We start from the raw sequence: 21,891 nt of genomic DNA, 5'->3' as shown, positions 1-21,891 counted from the left end.
CTACCGCACCGTAACCGGCGCGGGCAGCGGCGGCACCACGGTTGGCTGAACGCCGCCCGGGACAGGCCCTGACGGCCCGCTATATGCCGGCCCACCGGCGTTCGGTCCGGGCACCGCCTGCGCCGAGGCCAATGCAGCCGGCGGGTTGCCGGGCATCACGACCACGCGGGTGCCGACCTTGACGCGATCGAACAGGTCCGAGACGTCATCGTTCAGCATGCCGATGCAGCCCGACGAGACGAACTTACCGATGGTCGAGGGTTGGTTGGTGCCGTGGATCCGGTACACGGTCGAACCCAGATACATCGCGCGTGCGCCAAGCGGATTGCCCGGGCCGCCCGCCATGAAGCGCGGCAGATAGGGCTGGCGGTCGATCATCTCCGGCGGCGGATGCCAATCCGGCCACTCGGCCTTGCGGGTGATCTTCTGCACCCCGGTCCAGGTGAAACCATCGCGGCCGACACGGACGCCGTAGCGGATCGCGCGTCCGCCACCCAGCACGTAATAGAGGTAGGTGTTCGGGGTATCGACGACCAGCGTCCCAGCCGGCTCCTTGGTCGGGAACGCGACTTCCTGCCGACGCAGGTTTGGCGCGAGCTGCGCCGGACCGGTTTCGGGCTGTTCATCGGCGGGCAGCGCGGACATCACCATCGGCTTGCCGTCGGCGCCCACGGGAGCCTGCTCGACCGAGCCGGTGACACCGCTAGGGGGACGCAAACCGTCGTTGGCCGGCGGCGGGCCGCCATTGCCGCCGTTTGAATAGATCACCGGGGGCGGTCCAGCCGGACGGCCATAACGCGGGTCATCAGGCGACATCACCGGACCGGTCGGCACGCTGCGGTCGGAATAAGCCGGCGGAGCGCCCATCGGGCGGCCATAGCGCGGATCATCCGGTGACATCACCGGGCCGGGCGGCGGCAGCGGGGCCGGCCCCTCGTCCTCTTCATCGAGCGCGTCGAAATCGGGGGCGCCGCGGCGATAGCTGGGCGGGCCGCCGGCGGGCGGATAGGGTGAATAGACCGCGCCGGGGGGAACCGGATAGCTCTGAGCCTCGGCGAGCGAAGTCGCCGCCGCGCCCGCCGCCGCGACGGCACAAACCGTCAAAATGTGTCTGATCATCATCGCTCTTGTATAGTCCCCAAGCCGACACCGGATCGTTAAGGCAATTGACCGAAGATAGCGGCGCATTCAAGACAAATCAGCTTAATTCGCAGCAGGTTCCGGCATTTGTGATGTTCCCGGCATCACCGTTGCCATCAAGCCGCACCATTCAGCAAAGCTTCGCGGACCGGCCGGCCGGGGATTAGCCCCGATCATTTTTAACAAACGCCGCGAAGGCGTTACGCTATCCTCTGATTATCCTGATTCGCTGCGCGCTGGCCGTGCCGGTTGCGTGGTTGAGGGCGACCCTTCGGTCATCACCGCGTTCCCGACAGCTCAAAGGCCTTCGCTTATCTCGCGAAGCGGAACTTGGCGTCCATGCTTCCCGGTTTTCGTTTTCTGTTCGCTGCGATCGTGCTGTCGATGTCGGTCCTGGTCTTCGGGTTCGGCGCCGCGGCGTTGCTTCGTACCGCGCACGAGGAGTTTGCCAGCACGCCCTCCTGGCAGCCGCCCCCCGAAACCCGGTTTGCGCAAAGCCGCCCGGCCGCACAACCGGGCTCACAGCCGGTGCTGGCCATGTTGCGCGTCGACGACCCGCCTAAAGACACGCCCAAGGAAACACCCAAGGAAACACCGAAGGAAATACTGAAGGCCGACCAGCCGGCCTCGGACGCCGCGCCGGCGACCGCATCGGTCGATCAAACCGCGACCGTCGCAACCGAGCCTGCCTCCGCGCCGGAAAAGATCGCCGCACTGCCGGCGGTGGAATCATCGCCACAAGAGACGACCAAACAGACGGCCCGACCGGAAGCCGCGATGCCCGAAGCCGCGGTCACGGAAACTCCACCGCAGGCCGCAACCGATGCGCCGGCGGCCGGTGACCCGACCACGACCGCGCAGCAGCCGACAAGCGAGGCTGCTCCCGCTCCCGCCGTCGAAATTGCTGAAGCCTCTCACGAACAAGCCTCGACCGAACATGCCGCGCCTCAAGCTGCTCCTGAACCAGCGAGCGCGCCGATCCCGGTAGACCCCAACGGCATCTCGACCAGGATTGCCACGCTGGGCGGCCCGCCGGTGACGATCGAGCCATCCAAGACAAAGCCCGATAGCGCAAAATCCGACGATAGCGCCGTCAAGAAGCGCCAGCGCGCCCGGCGCGAAGCCCGGCGCCCCCGGATCGTCGTGCGCCCTCTGGTAAGGCAAACGACGCAGCTCGATCCATTCGGTCAGCCGGTCGCCACCACCACGCGCTGAACGGACTCCTCAGACCTGCCGGATTAAACCCGCCCGATTAGATCAGGCCGGGCCGGTGGCGATCGGTGGCCCGTCCGGCAGACCCCATTCGGACCATGAACCGTCGTACAGCGCGGTACCGCGCACGCCGAGGCGATAAAGCGCCAACGTCAGCACCAGTGCGGAGACGCCGGAGCCGCAGCTGGTCACGATCGGTTTTGTCAGGTCGACGCCGGAGCCCGTGAACGCCTGGCGCAACGCATCGAGCGGCTTCATCGCGCCGGTCTCCGCGTCGAACAATCCGGCATAGGGCACGCTGCGGCTGCCCGGTATGTGGCCGGAGCGGGACTCCGGCCGTGGCTCCGGGACGGTACCTTCGAAACGCCCGCGCGGGCGCGCATCGACCACTTGCTCGGCACGCGTCTCGATATTGGCCTCGACCTGCTGTTGACTGCGGATGGCGCCTGGATCGAGTTTGGCCGTGAATTTTCCCGGCTTCGGCGTGATCTTGCCGGAATGGGTCGGGCGTCCCTCGCGCGTCCATTTCTTCAGGCCGCCATCCAGCACCTTGATGTTGGGATGGCCGAACGACAGGAACATCCACCACGCCCGGGGCGCGGCAACCCAACCGCCGGAATCATAGGCGACCACGGTATCGCCGGAGGAAATACCAAGCGCTGCGATGTCACGCGCGAACTGCGCCGCGTCGGGAAACATATGCGGTCGCGGATTGTTGTGGTTCGAGATCGCGTCGACATCGAAAAACACCGCGCCCGGAATATGGGCGGCGAGATAATCGTCGATCGGCAGCGGCAACACGCCCGGCAGCTTGAACGACGCATCGATCACCTTGACCTTGGGATCGTCGAGATGGGCGGAGAGCCAGTCCGTGGTGACCAGCGGATCGTCGGTGGCGGTGGTCATGCGTGTAGCTCCCGGCATTTCCCTGAGACGTCATTGCCGGACTTGATCCGGCAATCCATCCCTCTGAAGCGATGGACACGCGGGTCAAGCCCGCGTGTGACGATTGATCTAACCCTTCTTCTTCGGCTCCCACTTCTCGATCGCACCGCCGGCGTCGCGCCAGGCGGCAAAGCCGCCGCCCATATGCGCGACCGGCTTCAGGCCCATGTCCTGCGCGGTCTTGGCCGCGAGCGCCGAGCGCATGCCGCCGGCGCAATGGAAGATGAATTTCTTGTCTTCCTGAAAGATCGGCTTGGCATAGGGGCTCGCCGGATCGATCCAGAATTCCAGCATGCCGCGGGTACAGGAGAACGCGCCCGGAATTTTGCCGTCGCGCTCGATCTCGCGGGGGTCACGGATATCGACGATCACGACGTCGGGGCTTTGCGCCGCCTTGATCGCATCCGCAGCACTCACCGTCTCGATCTCGGCATTGGCTTCGTCGATCAGGGATTTGATACCGCGATGGATGGCCTGGGGCATTTTTCTCCCTTCGAATTGTTGGCGTCGAACGACGGCGGTCGCGTCTACTTCTAGCGCACCAATTCCTTCATCGCGCCTTCGAGACCTTCGATCGTGATCGGGAACATGCGGTCCGAAAACAACCGGCGAATGATGGTGGTGGATTCCGAATAATCCCAGTGTTTCTGCGCTACCGGATTGAGCCACACCGCATGTGCATAGGTCCGGGTGATGCGATCGAGCCAGACCGATCCGGCCTCTTCATTGACATGCTCGACCGAGCCGCCCGGCACCATCACTTCATACGGCGACATCGAGGCGTCGCCGACAAACACCACTTTGTAGTCGTGCGGGTATTTATGCAGCACGTCCCAGGTCGGAGTGCGGTCGGTGAAGCGCCGCTTGTTCTGCTTCCAGACGCCTTCATAAAGGCAATTGTGGAAGTAGAAATATTCCATGTGCTTGAATTCGCTCTTGGCGGCGGAGAACAGCTCCTCGACCTGCTCGATATGCGAATCCATCGAGCCGCCGATGTCGAAGAACACCAGCACCTTGACCGCGTTGCGCCGCTCGGGGCGCATGTGCACATCGAGATAGCCGTGGTTGGCGGTTTCCTTGATGGTGGTGTCGAGGTCGAGTTCGTCGGGCGCACCAGTGCGGGCGAATTTGCGCAACCGCCGCAGCGCGATCTTGATGTTGCGAATGCCGAGCTCGACATTGCCGTCGAGATCTCTAAATTCGCGCTTGTCCCAGACCTTCACCGCGCGATTGTTGCGGTTCTTCTCCTGGCCGATGCGGATGCCCTCGGGATTGTAGCCTTCGGCACCGAATGGCGAGGTGCCGGCGGTGCCGATCCACTTGTTGCCGCCCTGATGCCGGCCCTTCTGTTCCTTCAGCCGCTCGCGCAACGTCTCCATGAGCTTGTCCCAGCCCAGCGCCTCGATCTGCTTCTTCTCTTCCTCGGTGAGGTATTTTTCCGCGAGCTTCTTGAGCCATTCGGCTGGAATGTCCGCCTTCTCCATCGCATCGAGCAGGCTTTCCAGCCCCTTGAACACGGTGCCGAACACGCGATCGAACTTGTCGAGATTGCGCTCGTCCTTTACCAGCGCGGCGCGCGACAGATAGTAAAAATTCTCGACGGTCTGCTCGGCGAGGTCGGCGTCGAGCGCTTCCATCAGCGTCAGATATTCGCGCAAGGTCACGGGGACCTGGGCATCGCGCAGCGATGTAAAGAATTGCAGGAACATGGCGTACAGATTGCCCGTCGAACCCCGTACGTCAAGGGGCTCCCTCTCGTCGTCCTGCAGCCATCCCTCAGTCATCCCCGGACCGGCAGGCCTAGACCTGCCGGGTTTTTCAACTAGAATTGCCCGACCAAGGGCTTTGAACGGGGCATACTTAATGGGTATTTTAGCGGCACTCGTGATCGGCGCGATCGCCGGCTGGCTCGCCGGGCTGATCGTGCGCGGCGCCGGTTTTGGGCTGATCGGAAACATCGTGGTCGGCATCATCGGCGCGCTGGTGGCCGGTTGGCTGCTGCCGCGGCTCGGCGTCGTACTCGCCGCGGGCACGCTCGGCCAAATCATCGACGCCACGGTCGGCGCGGTGATCGTGCTCGTCATCCTCTCGCTGGTCAGACGCGCCTGACTGAAAACTTCATCTCCGCGACGACCGCCGATCCGGCGGTCGTCGCCTGTTCGGACCGAGGCGCATCGATGCGCTCAAGAACAAACAATAAGGCAACACCTCGATGAAATTTACCGGTACCAAGGACTACGTCGCCACCGATGACCTCAAGATCGCCGTCAACGCCTCGATCGTGCTCGAACGCCCGCTGTTGATCAAAGGCGAACCCGGCACCGGCAAGACCGTGCTTGCCGAGGAAGTCGCCAAGGCGCTCGGCGCGCCGCTTCTGACCTGGCACATCAAATCCACCACCAAGGCCCAGCAAGGGCTTTACGAATACGACGCGGTGTCGCGGCTGCGCGACAGCCAGCTCGGCGACAGCAAGGTGTCGGACATCTCCAACTACATCAGGCGCGGCAAATTGTGGGAAGCCTTCACCCATGACAAGCGCCCGGTGCTGCTGATCGACGAAATCGACAAGGCCGATATCGAGTTTCCCAACGACCTGCTGCTCGAACTCGATCGCATGGAGTTCTTCGTCTACGAGACCGGTGAGAGCATCAAGGCCAAGATTCGCCCGATCGTGATGATCACCTCGAACAATGAAAAGGAACTGCCGGACGCATTCCTGCGCCGTTGTTTTTTCCACTACATCAAGTTCCCCGACGTCGACACCATGAACAAGATCGTCGACGTGCATTTCCCCGGCATCAAGAAGCGTATGGTGGAAGAGGCGCTGCGGATCTTCTTCGAGGTGCGGGAAGTGCCCGGCCTGAAGAAGAAGCCTTCGACCTCGGAGCTTCTGGACTGGCTCAAGCTGCTGCTCAACGAGGACATCACCCCGGAAATGTTGCGCGAACGCGATCCGCGCAAACTGATTCCGCCGCTGCACGGCGCACTCCTGAAAAACGAGCAGGACGTGCATTTGTTCGAACGGCTGGCGTTCCTGAGCCGCCGCGAGGTGTAAGCGCGCCTTTACCCGCGGATCGGGCTGTTTCCCGGACTTTGAACCGCTCCCTGGCTTGAGGGGGCGGTTTTTGTTACAAAAGCCATACCTGTATACATTTTCCAAGGAAAATAAGGTTTTTTCTTGAAATATACCAAATTATCGAGATATATGTATACATAATGAGTTCATAGAACGGATATCCGGAGGTCACAGCCGTGCCCGCATCGTTCCCACTCAACGCTTGGTACGCCGCTGCCTGGGACGTCGATCTCAAGCGTGAACTGTTCCCCCGAACCATCTGCGGCAAGCATGTCGTGATGTACCGGCAAGCCAACGGGCAGATCAGCGCTCTGGAAGACGCCTGCTGGCATCGCCTGGTGCCGTTGTCGAAAGGACGCCTCGACGGCGATACCGTGGTCTGCGGCTATCACGGACTGAAATACAATGCGCAGGGCCGCTGCACCTACATGCCCTCGCAGCAGACCATAAATCCATCGGCCTGCGTGCGCGCTTATCCCGTGGTGGAGCGGCATCGCTTTGTCTGGCTTTGGATGGGCGACCCGGCGCTGGCCGATCCGGCGCTGGTCCCCGACATGCACTGGAACGACGATCCCGACTGGGCCGGCGACGGCAAGACCATCCACGTCAAATGCGATTATCGCCTGGTGGTCGACAACCTGATGGATCTCACTCACGAGACTTTCGTGCACGGCTCCAGCATCGGCAACGATCACGTCGCCGAAGCGCCGTTCGAAGTCACCCACGGCGAAAAGGCCGTGACGGTGACGCGCTGGATGCACGGCATCGAGGCGCCGCCATTCTGGGCCGCGCAATTGCAAAAACCCGGTCCGGTCGACCGCTGGCAGATCATCCATTTCCAGGCCCCCGGCACCGTCAATATCGATGTCGGCGTTGCGCCCGCCGGCAGCGGCGCCTTCGAAGGCAACCGCTCGCAAGGCGTCAACGGCTTCGTGCTCAACACCGTGACCCCGGAGACCGAAACCACCTGTCACTATTTCTGGGCCTTCGTGCGCAATCACCGGCGGACCGAGCAGAAACTGACGACCGAAATCCGCGAAGGCGTAGCCGGCATCTTCCATGAAGATGAAATCATCCTCGAGGCGCAGCAGCGCGCCATCAGCGAAAACCCGGATCGCACTTTCTACAACCTCAACATCGACGCCGGCGCGATGTGGGCACGTCGCGTGATCGACCGGATGGTCGCCAGAGAGACCTCGCCGCGCAACGCGCAGGCGGCGGAATAAATCATGAGCGAACGCGATTCCGAGCGCTCGGTGTCCCAGACCGTGCGGGCCCAGTTGGCACTGCGCGACATGATCCTGTCCGGGCAGTTGAGGCCCGGCGAGCGCATCTCCGAATTGCAGGCGGTCGACATCACCCATGTGTCGCGTACCCCGGTGCGGCTGGCACTGGTGCGGCTCGAGGACGAGGGCCTGTTGCAGGCGATTCCGTCCGGCGGGTTCATGGTGAAGGCGTTTTCCGAACGCGACATCCTGGATTCCATCGAACTGCGCGGCACCCTGGAGGGCCTTGCCGCCCGCTTCGCCGCCGAGCGCGGCGCCAGCGCCCGCAACCTGGAGCCGCTGAAGGAATGCCTCGCCGACCTCGATCAACTGGTCCGGCAAGACCCTGTCTCCGAGGAAGCCTTCTCTGCCTATGTGACGTTGAACGCGCGCTTCCATGCGCTGCTGACGGAACTGTCCGGCAGCGCGCCGCTGATCCGGCAGATCGACCGCGTCTCGGCGCTGCCGTTCGCTTCGCCGAGCGGCTTCGTGATGGCGCAATCGGCGCTGCCGGAAGCCCATCAGATCCTGCTGATCGCGCAGGATCACCACCGCATCGTGGTCGACGCAATCGAGAATCGCGAGGGCACCCGTGCCGAGGCCGTGATGCGGGAACATTCGCGCCTCGCCGCGCGCAATCTGCGACTGGCGCTGCGCAATCGCACCCATCTCGACCTGCTGCCTGCGCTCGCTTTGCTCAAATCCGCAGCTGACTAGACCGAAGGGATCGCCATGCGTTTTGCGGAGCAATGGAGCTGGTGCACGGTCGACGCGATCCGCGATGTCGCGCCCACGATCCGCGAAATCGTGCTGCGTCCCGACCAACCGCCGATCGCGCCCTACCCGATCGGCAGTCACATCAATGTTGTCGTGCTGGTCGATGGACAACCGATGAGGCGATGCTATTCGCTGGTCGGCGAGCGCGCTTGCGACCTCTATCGCATCGCGGTCCGGCTGGCGCCCAACAGCCGCGGCGGCTCGCGCGGCATGTGGAATTTGCAAGCAGGCATGCGGATCGAGATTTCCAATCCGACCTCGCTGCTCGACATCGACTGGGCCCGGCAAAATTATTGCCTGATCGCGGGTGGTATCGGCATCACCCCGATCATCGGCATCGCCAGCGCCTTGCAGCGCAGGAACATCGGCGTGCAGTTGCACTATGCGGTGAAATCGCACGCCGACGCTGCCTATCTCGATGAGCTGTCGACGATGCTCGGCGACCGCCTGATCGTGCACGCCAGCGACCAAGGGACGCAGATCGATTTGCCCGCAAGCTTCCGCGCCCTGCCCGACGACGCCATCACGATCATATGCGGACCGATGCGGATGCTGGAGGCCGCGCGGCGCGCCTGGAACGAGGCCGGGCGAACGCCTTCGGATCTTCGCTTCGAGACGTTTGGATCAAGCGGTTTATTTCCCACGGCGGAATTCCGCGTGCGGCTGAAGCATACCGACGCCGAACTCGTGGTACCGCAAAACCGTTCGATGCTCGATGTATTGAACGAAGCCGGATTCGATGTAATGTCGGATTGTCAGCGTGGCGAATGCGGCGTTTGCGCCATCGATGTCGTTTCCATCGAAGGCCAGATCGATCACCGCGACGTCTTCTTCAGCGCGCAACAAAAGCAGGGCAGCCGCAAGATTTGCCCCTGCGTGTCGCGCGCGGTCGGAACCGTCACCGTCGATACGCTGTACCGGCCCGAAGCGATCTAAGTCGCCTGCGACCGGATTGCTTCGATACAAAAAAAGATAGGGAAGATGAACGTTCAAGCTCAGATCCGGGCCGCCGAGCCCGCCACCACCGAGCATTTCGATGTGCTGATCGCCGGCGCCGGCATCTCCGGCGTCGGCGCCGCCTATCATCTGACCCAGCAATGCCCCGGAACCAGCTTTGTCGCGCTCGAAACCCAGAAGACGTTCGGCGGCACCTGGAGCACGCATCGCTATCCCGGGATTCGTTCCGACAGCGACCTGCACACCTTCGGCTACCGCTTCAAGCCATGGACCAGCGCGCCGATCGCCAGCGCCGCCGAGATCCTGAAATATATGGGCGAGGTGATCGAGGAGAACGATCTCTCCCGGCACATCCGCTATCAGCACACCATTAATTCGGCCAGATGGTCGAGCACGGAAAAGCTCTGGACCATCGACGCCACCCGAACCGACACCGGCGAGAAGCTGCGGTTCACCACCAACTTCTTCTGGATGTGCCAGGGCTATTATCGCCACACCGAGGGCTACACGCCGGAGTGGAAGGACATGGCGCGCTTCAAGGGCCCGATCGTCCACCCGCAAAAATGGCCCGAGGATCTCGACACCAAGAACAAGCGCGTCGTCGTGATCGGCTCCGGCGCGACCGCCGCCACGTTGATTCCGGCGATCGCCAAGGATGCCGCGCACGTCACCATGCTGCAGCGCTCGCCGACCTATTTCCGCACCGGCCGCAATGCGATCGAGATCGCCGAAACCCTGCGTCAGCTCCAGGTCGACGAGACCTGGATCCACGAAATCACCCGCCGCAAGATCCTGTTCGATCAGGACGCCTTCACCCGCAAGACGTTTGAAGAGCCGGAAGCCGCCAAGAAGGACCTGCTCTCGGCGGTCGAAGCCTATCTCGGGCCGGACTACGACATCGCGACCCACTTCACCCCGAAATACCGGCCGTGGCGGCAGCGCATCGCCTTCATTCCGGACGGCGATCTGTTTCTCGGCATCAAGTCCGGCAAGGCCTCCGTCGTCACCGACGAGATCGAGCGCTTTACCGAGACCGGCATTTTGCTGAAATCCGGCAAGGCGCTGGACGCCGATATCATCATCACCGCGACCGGCTTCCATCTCAGCGCCAATGGCGACATCGATTTTTCGGTCGACGGCAAGCCTCTGGATTTCGCCGACACCGTGACCTATCGCGGCATGATGTTCACCGGCGTGCCCAATCTGGTGTGGGTGTTCGGCTATTTCCGCGCGAGCTGGACCCTGCGGGTCGATCTGGTCGCCGACTTCGTCTGCCGCCTGCTCAACCACATGAAGGCGACTGGCGCCAACAAGGTGACGCCGGCGTTGCGGGCTGAGGACCACAACATGCCGCTGTTGCCGTGGATCGATGCGGAGAATTTCAACCCCGGCTACATGATGCGCGGCATGCACCTGCTGCCAAAGCGCGGCGACAAGCCGGAGTGGCAGCACAACCAGGATTACTGGGCCGAGAAGGACGAATTCCCGGCGATCGATTTGAAGGATAGCGCCTTCGTTTACGACTAGAGCCTTTTCCGTTCCGATAGAATCGGAACGGGGCTCTAGCCTTTTGTTTTGACGCGTTTTCTTCACGCGAACCGGTGCCCACTTCGCTCGAAAACGCTCTAGCTCCGGTTCAGGCGTGCGCGTCTTCAGCGGCCGCTCCATAGCGAAGCGAACATCGATATGATCGCGAGCAGGATGATCACGGCGCCGTAGAGATAGGCCACGGCGGTAAGCCCGATCAGCGGGACCGACAGCCCTGCCGCGAGCGCCGGCAGCGCGAACGCCAGATAGGATTGCAGGTAGAACGCCGACAACAGGCCGGCCCGCTGGTGCGGTTCCGCCGTCGGCAGCAGCGCGCGCAATGTTCCGGAGAACGTTGCCCCGAATCCGGTGCCTGCAATCAACGTCCCGATCAGGAGTGCTGCGACCTGCTGCTGCGCAATTCCAACCATCGAGACCGCCACGCCCAGCGACAGGGTGCCGGTGCCCGTCAGAACCAGACGCCGTGCCGGCCAATTCCTGCAAGCGGCGACCACGATCGCCGCCGTGAGCATCAGGATCGATACCACGACGCCGCCGATCCAGGGCGAGGCGACATGCATCGCGGTCGCGACCACCGTCGGCATCAGCGAGAGATACAGCCCGCCGAGCGCCCAGCAGGCCACATTGGCCGGCGTCAGCTTGAGAAGAATCGCCTGCGACTGCCTGGGCACGCTGACATGCGGCCGCAGCGACGCCAGCGCGCCCATCTTTCGCGACGAACTCTCCGGCATGATCCAGAGCAGCGCGATCATCAGCGCCGTCAGGGCGAACAGGATTTCGTAGATCAAGTGCAGCGGATCCGGCGCCAAGCTAATCAACCCGGCCGCGCCCAGCGAACCCGCCGTCATTCCCAGAAACGCGGTGACGCTGTTGAGCAGCGGGCCGCGCGCGCGGTTGGTATCGAGGATCGCCGCGCCCAGCGCGGTGGTGCCGGTGCCGACGCATAGTCCCTGGATGGTGCGCGCCAGAATCAATTGTCCGACGTCGCGGGCTTCGGCGAACAGCAGCATCGCCACGGCGTTCAACAGCAGCGCCGCCAGGATCACCGGCCGACGTCCGACGTAATCCGACAAGCTTCCGACCGTCAGCAGCGCGGCGAGCAGGCTCGCGACGTAGATCGCGAACACCACCGTGATCCAGAACGGGGTCAGGTGCATGGATTGCTGATAGAGGTGATAGAGCGGCGTGGTGGCGCTGCTGCTCGCCGCGACCAGCATCGCCGCGGTGAAGCTGAACAGCGTCATGGCGCTGGCTGGTAGCGCGCGGGCTTGAGTTTGAGCTTGGGCCGCCGGCGGGAGCGCCACGGCGGGGAGTTCCTGATGCGGATTGGCGGGACAGGCTTGCATATGCGGCTCCTAACGCTAATATCTAGCTTTAAGGTATAGGGACGCCCATCCCTTAAAGCAAATACTTTGCGTTAATAGCCGCCCGCCGTTTTGGCATGGCTTGGTTGCACGGAGCAAACGCGTGGTCGTCAAGGAACGGATTCGGATCGGCGGACGTAGCGCCCGAATCCAGGAGGCGGTGCATAGAGCGGTGAGGCAACTCAGCGCCGAGACCGATCGCGATCAACTCACGGTGCCGCAGATCGCAGCCGAGGCCGGGGTGACACCGTCGACGATCTACCGGCGCTGGGGCGACCTCGCCTCGCTGCTGGCGGATGTCGCGGTGGAACGATTGCGGCCGATCGCCGACCCCGAGGACACCGGCGCAACGGCGTCGGATGTTCGAACCTTCATCGAACAATATGTAGAAGAAATGACCTCGCCGATCGGCCGCGCCTTGATGCGGGATGTGGTTTCGCCATTGGAGCAATCCTATTCGGGAAAGTGTGACGTCTTCACCCGCCAACACCTCTCGACCATCGCCGAGAGAGCCGAGGCGCGCGGTGAAACGCCATTCGATATCGACGAGGTGATCGACCACGTGATGGCGCCGATCGTGTATCATCTGCTTTTCGGCAATCGTGAGCTGACGCTCGCCTACTGCCATTCGCTGCTGGGCCGGGTTCAATCGCTGTCGCGCCCGGATTGAAATCACCATTTCGAACTTGGTTATCCCGTCGTTTTCGATTCAAGGTCACGCAATTCTTCTGGGCGAGGCAGCGCATCAGGTGCGTTACCCGTCAATCCGTAGACTTCTATACCCCGCAGCAATCCACCACTTGAATAGATGAACGCCCCGGCTTGGTGATCGCCTTCGCCCGTCACGAAATCACCTAAGCTAACAATCCCGGGCGGCGGTTCATCATATCCTCGAATCTGGAAATGGATGGTCGCGCACCCGCATGTGCACTTCCAAGGCGTCACTTCCGCCACTTCAAGCTGGTCTAGGTACTGCTTCGCGTCTGCTGTTCCGTGCTCAAGCATCCATCGCACAAGGTCGCGCTCGGCATCCGTCAAAGGACGATTATGCTCGTCAGTCATGACCAACGCCCTTACTGCACGAACACATTTTACGGAATCCTTGCAGGCTCTGCGGCGCTCTTGCCCCTGATCAAATCCGAGGCCTTATCGGCGATCATCATGGTGGAGGCATTGAGGTTGGCCGAGATCATGCGCGGCATGATCGAGGCATCGATCACGCGCAAATTTTGCAGCCCGTGGACGCGGAGCTGGTCGTCGACCACGGCCCATTTCGCATCTTGCGGTCCCATCCGGCAGGTGCAGCCGGGATGGAAGGTGGTGGTGCCGCGCTGGGTCGCCGCGGCCAGAAATTCATCGTCGGTCTGCACGCCGGGTCCGGGGAAATCTTCATACTCGTAATAGGGCGACAGCGGATTTGACGCCATCAGCCGGCGCGCCAGCTTCATGCCGGCAACGACGGTGCGCCGATCGAGCTCTTCGGCCAGATAATTGGTCTGGATGATCGGCGGGTCGAACGGATTCGACGAGCGGGCATGGACATAGCCGCGGCTCTCCGGGCGCTGCTGCCAGGACGCGATCGTCATGCCGGGCTGGTCTTCGAGCTGGCCCTGCACGCCTTCCTTGTAGCTTGCCGGCGTGAACGTCAGTTGCAGGTCGGAGCTTTCAGTGCTCTCGCCGGAATGCCAGAAACAATACACCATGGTCGGCGACAGCGACAGCAGGCCGCGCCGCGTCGTCGCCCATTTCAGCGCTTCGAACATCAGGCTGAGGCCGCGCCGGCGTTCATTGATGGTCTTGATGTCCTTGACGCGGGCGACCGTGCGCGGCGCGTAATGATCCTGCAACCCCTCGCCGACGCCCGGCAGCGCGTGACGCACCTCGATGCCGAGCGAGCCGAGCAATTCCGGCGAGCCGACACCCGACAATTGCAGCAATTGCGGCGAGTTGTAGCTGCCGCCGGACAAAATCACTTCCTTGTTGGCGCGCACTTCCACCGGTGTGCCGCCCTTGCCGCCCTTGATGTAGCGCACGCCGACCGCGCGCTTGCCCTCGAAGATGATATTGGTAGCATGCGCGTGGGTGTGCACATGAACGTTCGGCCGCTTCATCGCCGGATGCAGGAAGGCGGTCGCCGCACTGACGCGCAGGCCATTCTTGATGGTGCGCTGGGCGTAGGAGACGCCTTCCTGGATCGCGCCGTTGTAATCGGGATTGCGCGGAATGCCGAGGCTGATCGCGCCGGCCATGAAGGCCTCGCACAACGGATCCTGCCAATCCATCGTCGTGACGGTGAGGTTGCCGTCGCGCCCGCGATAGGCGTCATCGCCCTGGCCGACACGTTTTTCCAGCCGCTTGAAATACGGCAGCACGTCCTGATAGCCCCAGTTGCGGTTGCCGTATTGCGCCCAGGTATCGAAATCCTGGCGCTGGCCGCGATTATAGATGTGGCCGTTGATCGAGGACGAACCGCCCAGCGTCTTGCCGCGCGGCGCATAAATGCTGCGGCCGCCGGTCCACGGGCCCGGCTCCTGCTGGTAGGCCCAGTTGATGCTCTTCATGTGGAAGGTCTTGATGAAGCCCGCCGGCAAATGGATGTAGGGATGCCAGTCGCTCGGGCCCGCTTCGAGCACGCAGATGCTGGTGCCGGGATCCTCGCTCAGGCGATTGGTCAACACGCTGCCGGCGGAGCCCGCGCCCACGATCACATAATCGAACGTTTCCATCGTCTCACTTTCGTAGGGTTAGCAAGGCTCCAGCCTCACCATGGGAGTCCAAGTTCGTCATTGCGAGCGCAAGCGAAGCAATCCACGGCCGCAAGCAAGGACTGGATTGCTTCGTCGCTTCGCTCCTCGCAATGACGAGCAAAAAAGCCTCGGTCACCGCGCCTTCTCATTCAGTTGATAATTCAAATGCGCCTTCACCGTCGGCCATTCGCTGGCGATGATGCTGAAGACGACGGTGTCGCGCAACGTGCCGTTGGGCGCGACCTGATGGTTGCGCAGGATGCCGTCCTGCTTGGCGCCGAGCCGCTCGATCGCGCGCCGGCTCTGCTGGTTGAAAAAATGGGTGCGGAATTCGACCGCAATGCAATCCAGCTTTTCGAACGCATGTTGCAGCGCCAGCAATTTGCACTGGGTGTTGAGCCCGCTGCGCTGCACCCGCTTGGCATACCAGGTCGAGCCGATCTCGACGCGGCGGTTGCTGGCATCGACGTTCATGTAGGTGGTCATGCCCGCGATCTCGCCATCGGCGTCGAACACCGTCCATGGCAGCATCGCGCCGGCCTTCTGCAAGCCGAGCCTTCGATCGATTTCCTTGGTCATGTCTTCGGCGCGCGGGATTGTCGTGTACCAGAGCTTCCAGAGATCGCCGTCCTTGGCGGCCGTGACCAGTCTGTCGCGATGGTCATGCGACAACGGTTCAAGCCGGGCGTGAGCGCCAGAGAGGGAAACAGGTTCAAGCCAGGGCATTAATCAAAGTCCTCCTCTGCGTCATCCTGAGAGCCGGTGAAGCTATCTCGGACGTCATCCTGAGGTGCGAGCTCTTGCGAGCCTCGAAGGATGGCCGCAAGCACCGAGCTAAACACCATCCTTCGAGACGCGCTCCCAAGAGGGAGCGCTCCTCAGGATGACGTTGGGGTAAACCGTTGGTCATCATCACTTATTCAAAAAATTCAGCGGCAGGCCGGACCGCGGCCAATCCATCGCGATCAGTTCGCCCTTGCCGGACAGCGTGATGTAGGCGGTCTTCAGTTCGGGTCCGCCGAAGGCGATGTTGGTGGTGACGCGGTCGCCGGTCGGGACCTGCTCGACCAGCGCGCCATCGGGCGCGATCACGGAAATGCAGCCCGAGATCAGGGTGGCGACGCAGACATTGCCGGACGCTTCCACCGCGAGCGAATCGAACATCTGGTAGCCGCCGAGGCCGGCAATGGGCTTGCCGCGCTCGCCGCGATAGATCACGTCGCGCGGCTTGATGGTGCCCGGCTCGGAGATTTCGTAAGCCCACAGCCGCGCGGTCGGCGTCTCCGCGATGTAGACGGTGCTTTCGTCCGGTGAAAGGCCGATGCCGTTGGCCGGCAGCACGCCGTGCACGGCCTCGATGATCTCCTTCATGCCAGGCTTGAGATAATAGAACGCGCCGACATCCATCTCGCGGGCGCGGCGCTTGCCGAGATCGGAGAACCACAGGCCGCCGTGCCGGTCGAACACCAGGTCGTTCGGGCCCCGCAACGCATGCTCGCCGCATGTGTCGACCACGGTCTCGACCTTGCCGCTTTGCAGATCCACGCGCTGGATCGAGCCGCCGAGATAATCCTCGGGCTGCGGCCCCGGCATGATCATGTTGCGGGTCGGAATCCAGCTGAAGCCGCCATTGTTGCAGATGTACATCTTGCCGTCGGGCCCGAGCGCCGCGCCGTTGGGACCACCGGGAATTTCCGCGACCACCTCTTTCCGCCCGTCCGGATAGACCCGCGTCAGCCGCCGGCCGCGGATTTCGACCAGCACGACCGAGCCGTCCGGCATCACCACCGGACCTTCGGGAAATTCGAGACCACTGGCGAGCACGCGAACATTGGACATGAAATCCTCCGGCTTTTCTTGCAGCGCGCACGCCCGCGGCGATTCCAGACCGCCCCCGCACGCGCAACATGTTGTTGCATCTCGTTATGGCAAAGTAGCCCAGGCTTGCCAACCCGAGGCCATGCGCAACAGCCATTGCAAAACGCGGACCCGATGCGGCCTCCGTTGATGACGATGCACCACTAAAGCCGTCGTCCCGGCCTTGCGCCGGGACCCATAACCACTGGCGTCGACTGTATCGAAAGGCATCTACTCCACCGCCAAACGAGGGGACACGGCGTATGGGTCCCGGCGCAAGGCCGGGACGACGGGTGGATATGCCTCCGCATTCCCGCGACACGCTGCGCCCGAGTTTTGCAAATTCGTTCGCCCCCAAAAAGAAGCCCCTCAGAAGCGTGAGCTTCTCAAGAACTTGACACCTGCCATCGGGGCGTCAGGACCACACGACTTTGCCGTCCGCTTCAGCCACGCTCGTCAGTCGCAGCTTTCGCGTCCACCGCTCCCCGCCCCAACGTCAGTGACGATGGCCAACGCCCCCTCTCTCGGGACAGGATGGCGCAAATAGGCAGGTGATTTGGGTCAAGAGTCAAGAACAATTTCTGAAAATCAGAAATGATGTGAAGGTGTGAAGTCCGGATGGGTGGAGGCGAAGTCGCTGGTGCGTGCGTTCCTTGCAGGTCAGAGAACCAATTGAGTGCAAGCTTGACGCATCAGCTGGCGCGATTGTTTTCGCCCGGCACGAACTGAGAGAACACGTCTCTGATCCTTAACGCCGCGGTCCTCGCAACCCATCGCTGCGCCGGGGCCGCGTAGGCGCCATGCCAGGAGGCGCCCGTGGTTATCGAATCCTTTGCGAGCCAGCGCTCTGCCGGGACCAGCTCTGCGCCTATCCAGGCCTTGTCGCTGGTTAACGATCGCCTATCGGTCGCGTCGGGACCGAGAAAAGCATTGCTGAGAAGCAGGAGCAGAGCCAGCACCGGCCCCGCGATCGCAAGATCTTTCAGAACACCCATTGTTTTTCGCCCTTTTCTTGATTGGGGGCGAGGATGCGCGCCAGGAGTGAAGGCCGCGCTAAGCAGCGGCGCGCATCTGCGGGCACGGTTGCCCGCCGGCTAGAAGTTTCCGAAACATTTTAAGCAATCACAGGTTCTGGGTTGTCGTGCCGGCGCGTCCCGGTCTTTGAGCCTGAGAAGCTATCTCGGGCGTCATCCTGAGGAGCGAGCTCTTGCGAGCCTCGAAGGATGGCCGCGAGCACCGAGCTGCACACCATCCTTCGAGACGCGGCCGAGTGGCCGCTCCTCAGGATGACGGTTCCGGTGTGTCCCGACCTTCGAGAAAGCTATTTCGATGTCATCCCCGGGGATGACGTCCGAGATAGCTTCAAAGGCTCCTTCGCCGTTCTACCGGTGAACGCGCGGCAGACAGCCGTCCATCGCATTTGAACGCATCCCTCAAACATGCGACCGTGTTTTCCGCAAAGCGAGGAATATCAATGAAAGCTGCTTTTATCGAACATCACGGCGGGCCCGACGTGCTGAAATTCGGCGAGATGCCGGATCCCGTGGCTGCACCCGGCGAGGTCGTGGTCGATATTGTCGCCGCCAGCGTCAATGGCGCGGACTGGAAGGTGCGCGAGGGCAAATCGAACCAGATTTCTCACTTCCCCTACATTCTCGGGCGCGATTTCTCCGGTGTCGTCTCAGCCACAGGCGATGGTGTCAGCGACCTGCGTATCGGCGACGAGGTGTTCGGCGTCTGCGACGTCGGCCAGGAGGGCGCCTATGCCGAGAAGATCGCCGTCAAGGCCGCCATCGTCGCCAGGAAAACCGAAGGTCTCTCGCATGTCGATGCCGCCGCGCTGGCGCTGGCCGGGTTGACGGCGATTTGCGTTGTCGAAGACGCCCTGAAATTGAAAGTCGGCGAGACCATCCTGATCCAGGGCGGCGCCGGTGGTGTCGCGAGCTTTGCCATTCAGTTGGCCAAACATCTGGGCGCGCGCGTGATTACCACCGCGAGCGCATCGAACCACGATTACTTGCGCAAGATCGGCGCCGACGAGATCATCGACTACAATGCGGTGGATTTCACCAAGGTCGTGAAAGATTGCGACGCCGTGTTCGATACCGTCGGTGGCGACGTCGCGCAGCGATCGTTCGCGGTGCTGAAACCGGGCGGCCGCGCCGCCTTCATTGCCTCGGGCGCGCAGGCGCCGAAGCCGGATCGCACCGATGTCGTGGCGCTGCGGCCCCACGTCGGACGCGATCGGCCACATCTGGAACGCATCGTGACGTTGGTCGCGGCAGGGGTCGTTCGTCCGCCGGAAGTGACGCGCTATCGGCTCAGCGAAGCCGTGGCCGCGCATAAATTAAGCGAATCCCGCCACTTTCGCGGCAAGCTGGTTTTTCTGGTGCGTTAAAATGACCCGGCACGTAGCACGTGGGATGGGTTTCGCAAAAAGCTCAACCCATCCTACGCGCCTGCAAGCCGAAGGCCCGTACGACTTCAGTCAGGCCGCTCGATGATTGGGGTGGTATGGCGCCAGGTCGGTTTCCAGGATGAACTGGAGGGCTCCGTCATCTTCCACCGCGTATCTGAGTTCGCCATCGGTGGTCGTGAAGACGGCGACGACTTTGCCACTGTTCTTGCCCTTGGATACGGAATCGCCGATCGCAAATTTGGCCATTGAAGTTCCTCTAGTCCAACACGTTGGGTTCGCCGGCCGGGAAGGCCAAGGCGTGAAGTACGCGGTCAACTTGAGTCGTTTGATCTTTCGCTTAATTTATAAAGGATTCGCTAATGGTCGGTCCGGGCAAATACCGGTTCCAATGCGATCGGGAAGCAAGAGTGGCTTGTTTGCCACGTCGCCAACGACGTGACTCTAACCATCTGAAATGTGACTCACTTTTCGTCATGGCCGGGCACAGCCGTCCGAAGGACGGCGTCGCTTCCGCTCGCCTATGTCCCGGCCATCTACGTCTTTGCCGCGTGAATGGCGCGAAGACGTGGATGCCCGGCACAAGGCCGGGCATGACGAGCTTTGCCGAAAGTGCCTGATTTTGTTGGCCGCATTTTGAGTCAGACTCCAGGGAGACATCCCCGGCGCCGGTTCGATCAGGCAAATCCCTCAGGCCGGGAACCCAGGCCTATTTCCGCACCAGCGGGATCTGCAGATTGGTCGGGCGGTTCTGCTCGGTATCAAAACCGCGGCCGTCGATATTGCGCGCGCCCCAGAACAAAAGATCGCCCCTGAGAAAAACGAGGTCGTACTCCATGAAGTTGGTGCCTTCCTGGAGACCGAACGGAGCAAAAGATTTTCCGAAGATGCTCTGGGGCGCATTGACCGCCCAGGGCGCGTATCCGGCAGACGCGACCTTGTTGAGGACGTCGGCAAATCCCTGCACCAGGGGCGTGACTTCATAGGCCTCGTCGGCCACGAAATTGACCTTCTGCGCGCCCGGCGCGATCGGGTGCGGTCCCTGCCAGGTCATGTGCCCGATGATCTTGATCCGCGCCAGCGGCACGGCGCCAAAGGCGTCGGCGGAGTTGACGACATCGAGCTCGAACCGATCGTCCGGCAAATATTTGAACGCGCGCTTGAGATAAAACGGCTTCATCGAGCCATCCGGGTTCTTGCTTGGCCGGATCTCGGGGGCGATGCTCTCCCAGTTTCCGAGCATCGCTTGCTTGACCTTCGCTACATCTTCCATGCCGGTTACCCTCGGTTGATTGCTTTGGGATTGCGCCGCGGCTCCGCCAAATGCTGTCGTCACCAGCAGGCACAGCAGCGACGCTCTGATGCCTCTCCACATGCGCAACGCTCCAGATGAGGCCCGCGCGCCGGCCTTCGAGCAGGGCCGCACGGATCAAGGCCGCGGATCACGCCCTGCCTGTCAGGCAGACCCCGCTTACCGTGCTTCTAGTGATCGCTGGCACCCATGAAAAAGACTTTGTAAGCTGGGCCCATGCTTGCGAGATATGGCCTCATAAGAGTTGGCCAGACGAGAATCGGGAGATCGTGATGGAGCTCCGGCATCTGCGCTATTTCGTGGCGGTGGCCGATGCCGGCAGTCTGACGGTTGCCGCCGAACAGAGGCTCAACACGTCGCAGCCCTCGCTCAGCCGGCAAATCCGCGATCTCGAACAGGAAGTCGGCGTTGCGCTGATGACGCGCAGCGCGCAAGGCATCGAGCTGACCGCGGCCGGCAAAGCCTTTCTCGACCATGCGCGCATGGCGCTGCTGCAAGCGGAGGCGGCGAAGGAAGCAGCGCTGCGCGCCGCTCAACCGCCGAAGCCGGCCTTCGCGCTTGGCTTCCTGTCGGGGGCCGAAATCGATCTGTTGCCCGAGGTCAGCCGCGTGCTGCGCGAGGCGTTTCCCGGCATCGACATCCGCCTGTCGAGCGATTACTCGCCGGTGCTCGCCAAGGCCTTGATGCGGCGCAAGCTCGATGCCGCCTTCATCCGCGCCGAGGAGCACATGGAAGATTTGTCCTCCAGGCGCGTGCGGACCGACCCCCTGGTTTTTGTATTTCCGAGCGACCATCGCCTGGCGCAGCACGCGACCATCGCGCCGCAGGAGATCGCCCACGAAACCTTCTATCTGCCATCGAAGGCAGCACCGGCGGTGCGCCGCGCCGTGCTAGCGTATTTCAACCAGGCCGGCGTCGACCTCAAGCCGGAACATGAGGTGCACAATGTGGTCCATGCGATCTCCATGATCACATCGACCCGCGCGGTCATGATGTTGCCGGCCTACACCAAACGCTATCTGCCGGATACGATCACCACGCGTCCGGTGCAGGGCGAGGCGCCGACGCTCGACCTGATCCTCGCCTACCATAAGGCCAACAACTCGCCGATCCTGAAGCTGCTGCTTTCGAGGGTCGGCCAACTCGTCGCGTAGCTATGCTTGCGCGCGATTGGCGAGCCGCAAAGACGTGATGGCCGGCCCCTTGAAAAGGGGCGTCCGAACGTGCTGTTGTCCGCGCGCGGCGGAACAAGCCTTTAAGACCGGAGGAAACGAA

The 21,891-nt window shown here is 62.4% G+C and carries 22 protein-coding genes; 10 read left to right on the top strand and 12 right to left on the bottom strand.

Features of this window, described 5'->3' with window-relative positions; translation table 11 throughout:
• Positions 1-1,122: a L,D-transpeptidase gene (locus GSQ88_RS25630; protein WP_246785005.1), complete on the bottom strand. Its 1,122-nt coding sequence runs from the start codon at positions 1,120-1,122 to the stop codon at positions 1-3.
• A gap of 357 nt (positions 1,123-1,479) precedes the next feature.
• Between GSQ88_RS25630 and GSQ88_RS25625 the strand changes: the two genes are divergently transcribed.
• Entirely contained in the window at positions 1,480-2,355 is an 876-nt protein-coding gene (locus GSQ88_RS25625) for a hypothetical protein (protein WP_159010558.1), read from the top strand.
• Positions 2,356-2,397: 42 nt separating this feature from the next.
• Here the strand turns inward: GSQ88_RS25625 and sseA are convergent, their stop codons facing one another.
• From sseA to GSQ88_RS25610, 3 genes are all read right to left on the bottom strand, one after another.
• Entirely contained in the window at positions 2,398-3,258 is an 861-nt protein-coding gene (gene sseA / locus GSQ88_RS25620) for a 3-mercaptopyruvate sulfurtransferase (RefSeq protein WP_159010557.1), read from the bottom strand.
• Positions 3,259-3,366: 108 nt separating this feature from the next.
• Positions 3,367-3,780, bottom strand: a complete 414-nt coding sequence (locus GSQ88_RS25615) for a rhodanese-like domain-containing protein (protein ID WP_159010556.1) — start codon at positions 3,778-3,780, stop codon at positions 3,367-3,369.
• Positions 3,781-3,830: 50 nt separating this feature from the next.
• On the bottom strand, positions 3,831-5,006 hold the full coding sequence (locus GSQ88_RS25610; protein WP_159010555.1) for a vWA domain-containing protein: 1,176 nt from the start codon (positions 5,004-5,006) through the stop codon (positions 3,831-3,833).
• Between the two features lie 154 nt (positions 5,007-5,160).
• Here GSQ88_RS25610 and GSQ88_RS25605 point away from each other — a divergent pair, with 154 nt between their 5' ends.
• The 6 genes from GSQ88_RS25605 to GSQ88_RS25580 all read left to right on the top strand — a co-directional run bounded on the left by GSQ88_RS25605 (position 5,161) and on the right by GSQ88_RS25580 (position 10,899).
• Entirely contained in the window at positions 5,161-5,406 is a 246-nt protein-coding gene (locus tag GSQ88_RS25605) for a GlsB/YeaQ/YmgE family stress response membrane protein (RefSeq protein ID WP_159010554.1), read from the top strand.
• Positions 5,407-5,509: 103 nt separating this feature from the next.
• Positions 5,510-6,352 carry an AAA family ATPase gene (locus tag GSQ88_RS25600; RefSeq protein ID WP_159010553.1) on the top strand — a complete coding sequence of 281 codons (843 nt, stop codon included), beginning with the start codon at positions 5,510-5,512 and terminating at the stop codon, positions 6,350-6,352.
• 197 nt (positions 6,353-6,549) lie between these two features.
• Positions 6,550-7,599, top strand: coding sequence for an aromatic ring-hydroxylating dioxygenase subunit alpha (locus tag GSQ88_RS25595; RefSeq protein ID WP_159010552.1), 1,050 nt, complete (start codon positions 6,550-6,552; stop codon positions 7,597-7,599).
• 3 nt (positions 7,600-7,602) lie between these two features.
• Positions 7,603-8,355: a GntR family transcriptional regulator gene (locus GSQ88_RS25590; protein WP_159010551.1), complete on the top strand. Its 753-nt coding sequence runs from the start codon at positions 7,603-7,605 to the stop codon at positions 8,353-8,355.
• Positions 8,356-8,370: 15 nt separating this feature from the next.
• A complete protein-coding gene (locus GSQ88_RS25585) occupies positions 8,371-9,351 on the top strand; it encodes a PDR/VanB family oxidoreductase (protein ID WP_159010550.1) in 981 nt (326 codons plus the stop codon).
• A 45-nt stretch (positions 9,352-9,396) separates the two neighbouring features.
• Entirely contained in the window at positions 9,397-10,899 is a 1,503-nt protein-coding gene (locus GSQ88_RS25580; protein WP_159010549.1) for a flavin-containing monooxygenase, read from the top strand.
• Positions 10,900-11,024: 125 nt separating this feature from the next.
• Here GSQ88_RS25580 and GSQ88_RS25575 read toward each other — a convergent pair whose 3' ends face one another.
• Positions 11,025-12,266: an MFS transporter gene (locus GSQ88_RS25575; protein ID WP_246785004.1), complete on the bottom strand. Its 1,242-nt coding sequence runs from the start codon at positions 12,264-12,266 to the stop codon at positions 11,025-11,027.
• Between the two features lie 121 nt (positions 12,267-12,387).
• Here GSQ88_RS25575 and GSQ88_RS25570 point away from each other — a divergent pair, with 121 nt between their 5' ends.
• Positions 12,388-12,954, top strand: coding sequence for a TetR/AcrR family transcriptional regulator (locus GSQ88_RS25570; protein ID WP_159010548.1), 567 nt, complete (start codon positions 12,388-12,390; stop codon positions 12,952-12,954).
• Between the two features lie 20 nt (positions 12,955-12,974).
• On the opposite strand, the gene GSQ88_RS25565 is transcribed toward GSQ88_RS25570, so the two are convergent.
• The 5 genes from GSQ88_RS25565 to GSQ88_RS25545 all read right to left on the bottom strand — a co-directional run bounded on the left by GSQ88_RS25565 (position 12,975) and on the right by GSQ88_RS25545 (position 17,883).
• Positions 12,975-13,346 (bottom strand): hypothetical protein, encoded by a 372-nt coding sequence (locus GSQ88_RS25565; protein WP_159010547.1) that lies wholly within the window; start codon positions 13,344-13,346, stop codon positions 12,975-12,977.
• Positions 13,347-13,375: 29 nt separating this feature from the next.
• Positions 13,376-15,010 carry a GMC family oxidoreductase gene (locus GSQ88_RS25560; RefSeq protein WP_159010546.1) on the bottom strand — a complete coding sequence of 545 codons (1,635 nt, stop codon included), beginning with the start codon at positions 15,008-15,010 and terminating at the stop codon, positions 13,376-13,378.
• A gap of 153 nt (positions 15,011-15,163) precedes the next feature.
• Positions 15,164-15,757, bottom strand: coding sequence for a GNAT family N-acetyltransferase (locus tag GSQ88_RS25555; protein WP_159010545.1), 594 nt, complete (start codon positions 15,755-15,757; stop codon positions 15,164-15,166).
• A 186-nt stretch (positions 15,758-15,943) separates the two neighbouring features.
• Complete coding sequence (locus GSQ88_RS25550) at positions 15,944-16,870, bottom strand: SMP-30/gluconolactonase/LRE family protein (RefSeq protein WP_159010544.1); 927 nt, start codon at positions 16,868-16,870, stop codon at positions 15,944-15,946.
• 710 nt (positions 16,871-17,580) lie between these two features.
• A complete protein-coding gene (locus GSQ88_RS25545; protein ID WP_159010543.1) occupies positions 17,581-17,883 on the bottom strand; it encodes a hypothetical protein in 303 nt (100 codons plus the stop codon).
• 479 nt (positions 17,884-18,362) lie between these two features.
• On the opposite strand from GSQ88_RS25545, the gene GSQ88_RS25540 reads away from it, so the two are divergent.
• Positions 18,363-19,286, top strand: a complete 924-nt coding sequence (locus GSQ88_RS25540) for an NADP-dependent oxidoreductase (protein ID WP_159010542.1) — start codon at positions 18,363-18,365, stop codon at positions 19,284-19,286.
• Between the two features lie 90 nt (positions 19,287-19,376).
• Here GSQ88_RS25540 and GSQ88_RS25535 read toward each other — a convergent pair whose 3' ends face one another.
• Positions 19,377-19,553, bottom strand: coding sequence for a hypothetical protein (locus tag GSQ88_RS25535; protein ID WP_159010541.1), 177 nt, complete (start codon positions 19,551-19,553; stop codon positions 19,377-19,379).
• A gap of 460 nt (positions 19,554-20,013) precedes the next feature.
• Complete coding sequence (locus tag GSQ88_RS25530; protein ID WP_159010540.1) at positions 20,014-20,577, bottom strand: hypothetical protein; 564 nt, start codon at positions 20,575-20,577, stop codon at positions 20,014-20,016.
• A 311-nt stretch (positions 20,578-20,888) separates the two neighbouring features.
• Between GSQ88_RS25530 and GSQ88_RS25525 the strand changes: the two genes are divergently transcribed.
• A complete protein-coding gene (locus tag GSQ88_RS25525; protein WP_159010539.1) occupies positions 20,889-21,770 on the top strand; it encodes a LysR family transcriptional regulator in 882 nt (293 codons plus the stop codon).
• The last annotated feature ends 121 nt before the right edge of the window (positions 21,771-21,891 follow it).

Source organism: Bradyrhizobium sp. S69 (assembly GCF_009766005.1).
GTDB lineage: Bacteria > Pseudomonadota > Alphaproteobacteria > Rhizobiales > Xanthobacteraceae > Bradyrhizobium.
The sequence above is the reverse complement of the archived record's forward strand: the minus strand, read 5'-3'. Positions and strand labels throughout refer to the sequence as shown.

Coding starts and splice junctions, on each gene's coding strand:
- GSQ88_RS25625 (WP_159010558.1), top strand. CDS start 1,480: ATGCTTCCCGGTTTTCGTTTTCTGTTCGCTGCGATCGTGCTGTCGATG.
- GSQ88_RS25565 (WP_159010547.1), bottom strand. CDS start 13,346: ATGACTGACGAGCATAATCGTCCTTTGACGGATGCCGAGCGCGACCTT.
- GSQ88_RS25585 (WP_159010550.1), top strand. CDS start 8,371: ATGCGTTTTGCGGAGCAATGGAGCTGGTGCACGGTCGACGCGATCCGC.
- GSQ88_RS25560 (WP_159010546.1), bottom strand. CDS start 15,010: ATGGAAACGTTCGATTATGTGATCGTGGGCGCGGGCTCCGCCGGCAGC.
- GSQ88_RS25605 (WP_159010554.1), top strand. CDS start 5,161: ATGGGTATTTTAGCGGCACTCGTGATCGGCGCGATCGCCGGCTGGCTC.
- GSQ88_RS25535 (WP_159010541.1), bottom strand. CDS start 19,553: ATGGCCAAATTTGCGATCGGCGATTCCGTATCCAAGGGCAAGAACAGT.
- sseA (WP_159010557.1), bottom strand. CDS start 3,258: ATGACCACCGCCACCGACGATCCGCTGGTCACCACGGACTGGCTCTCC.
- GSQ88_RS25615 (WP_159010556.1), bottom strand. CDS start 3,780: ATGCCCCAGGCCATCCATCGCGGTATCAAATCCCTGATCGACGAAGCC.
- GSQ88_RS25550 (WP_159010544.1), bottom strand. CDS start 16,870: ATGTCCAATGTTCGCGTGCTCGCCAGTGGTCTCGAATTTCCCGAAGGT.
- GSQ88_RS25580 (WP_159010549.1), top strand. CDS start 9,397: ATGAACGTTCAAGCTCAGATCCGGGCCGCCGAGCCCGCCACCACCGAG.
- GSQ88_RS25590 (WP_159010551.1), top strand. CDS start 7,603: ATGAGCGAACGCGATTCCGAGCGCTCGGTGTCCCAGACCGTGCGGGCC.
- GSQ88_RS25575 (WP_246785004.1), bottom strand. CDS start 12,266: ATGCAAGCCTGTCCCGCCAATCCGCATCAGGAACTCCCCGCCGTGGCG.
- GSQ88_RS25610 (WP_159010555.1), bottom strand. CDS start 5,006: ATGTTCCTGCAATTCTTTACATCGCTGCGCGATGCCCAGGTCCCCGTG.
- GSQ88_RS25545 (WP_159010543.1), bottom strand. CDS start 17,883: ATGGGTGTTCTGAAAGATCTTGCGATCGCGGGGCCGGTGCTGGCTCTG.
- GSQ88_RS25540 (WP_159010542.1), top strand. CDS start 18,363: ATGAAAGCTGCTTTTATCGAACATCACGGCGGGCCCGACGTGCTGAAA.
- GSQ88_RS25530 (WP_159010540.1), bottom strand. CDS start 20,577: ATGGAAGATGTAGCGAAGGTCAAGCAAGCGATGCTCGGAAACTGGGAG.
- GSQ88_RS25630 (WP_246785005.1), bottom strand. CDS start 1,122: ATGATGATCAGACACATTTTGACGGTTTGTGCCGTCGCGGCGGCGGGC.
- GSQ88_RS25555 (WP_159010545.1), bottom strand. CDS start 15,757: ATGCCCTGGCTTGAACCTGTTTCCCTCTCTGGCGCTCACGCCCGGCTT.
- GSQ88_RS25600 (WP_159010553.1), top strand. CDS start 5,510: ATGAAATTTACCGGTACCAAGGACTACGTCGCCACCGATGACCTCAAG.
- GSQ88_RS25525 (WP_159010539.1), top strand. CDS start 20,889: ATGGAGCTCCGGCATCTGCGCTATTTCGTGGCGGTGGCCGATGCCGGC.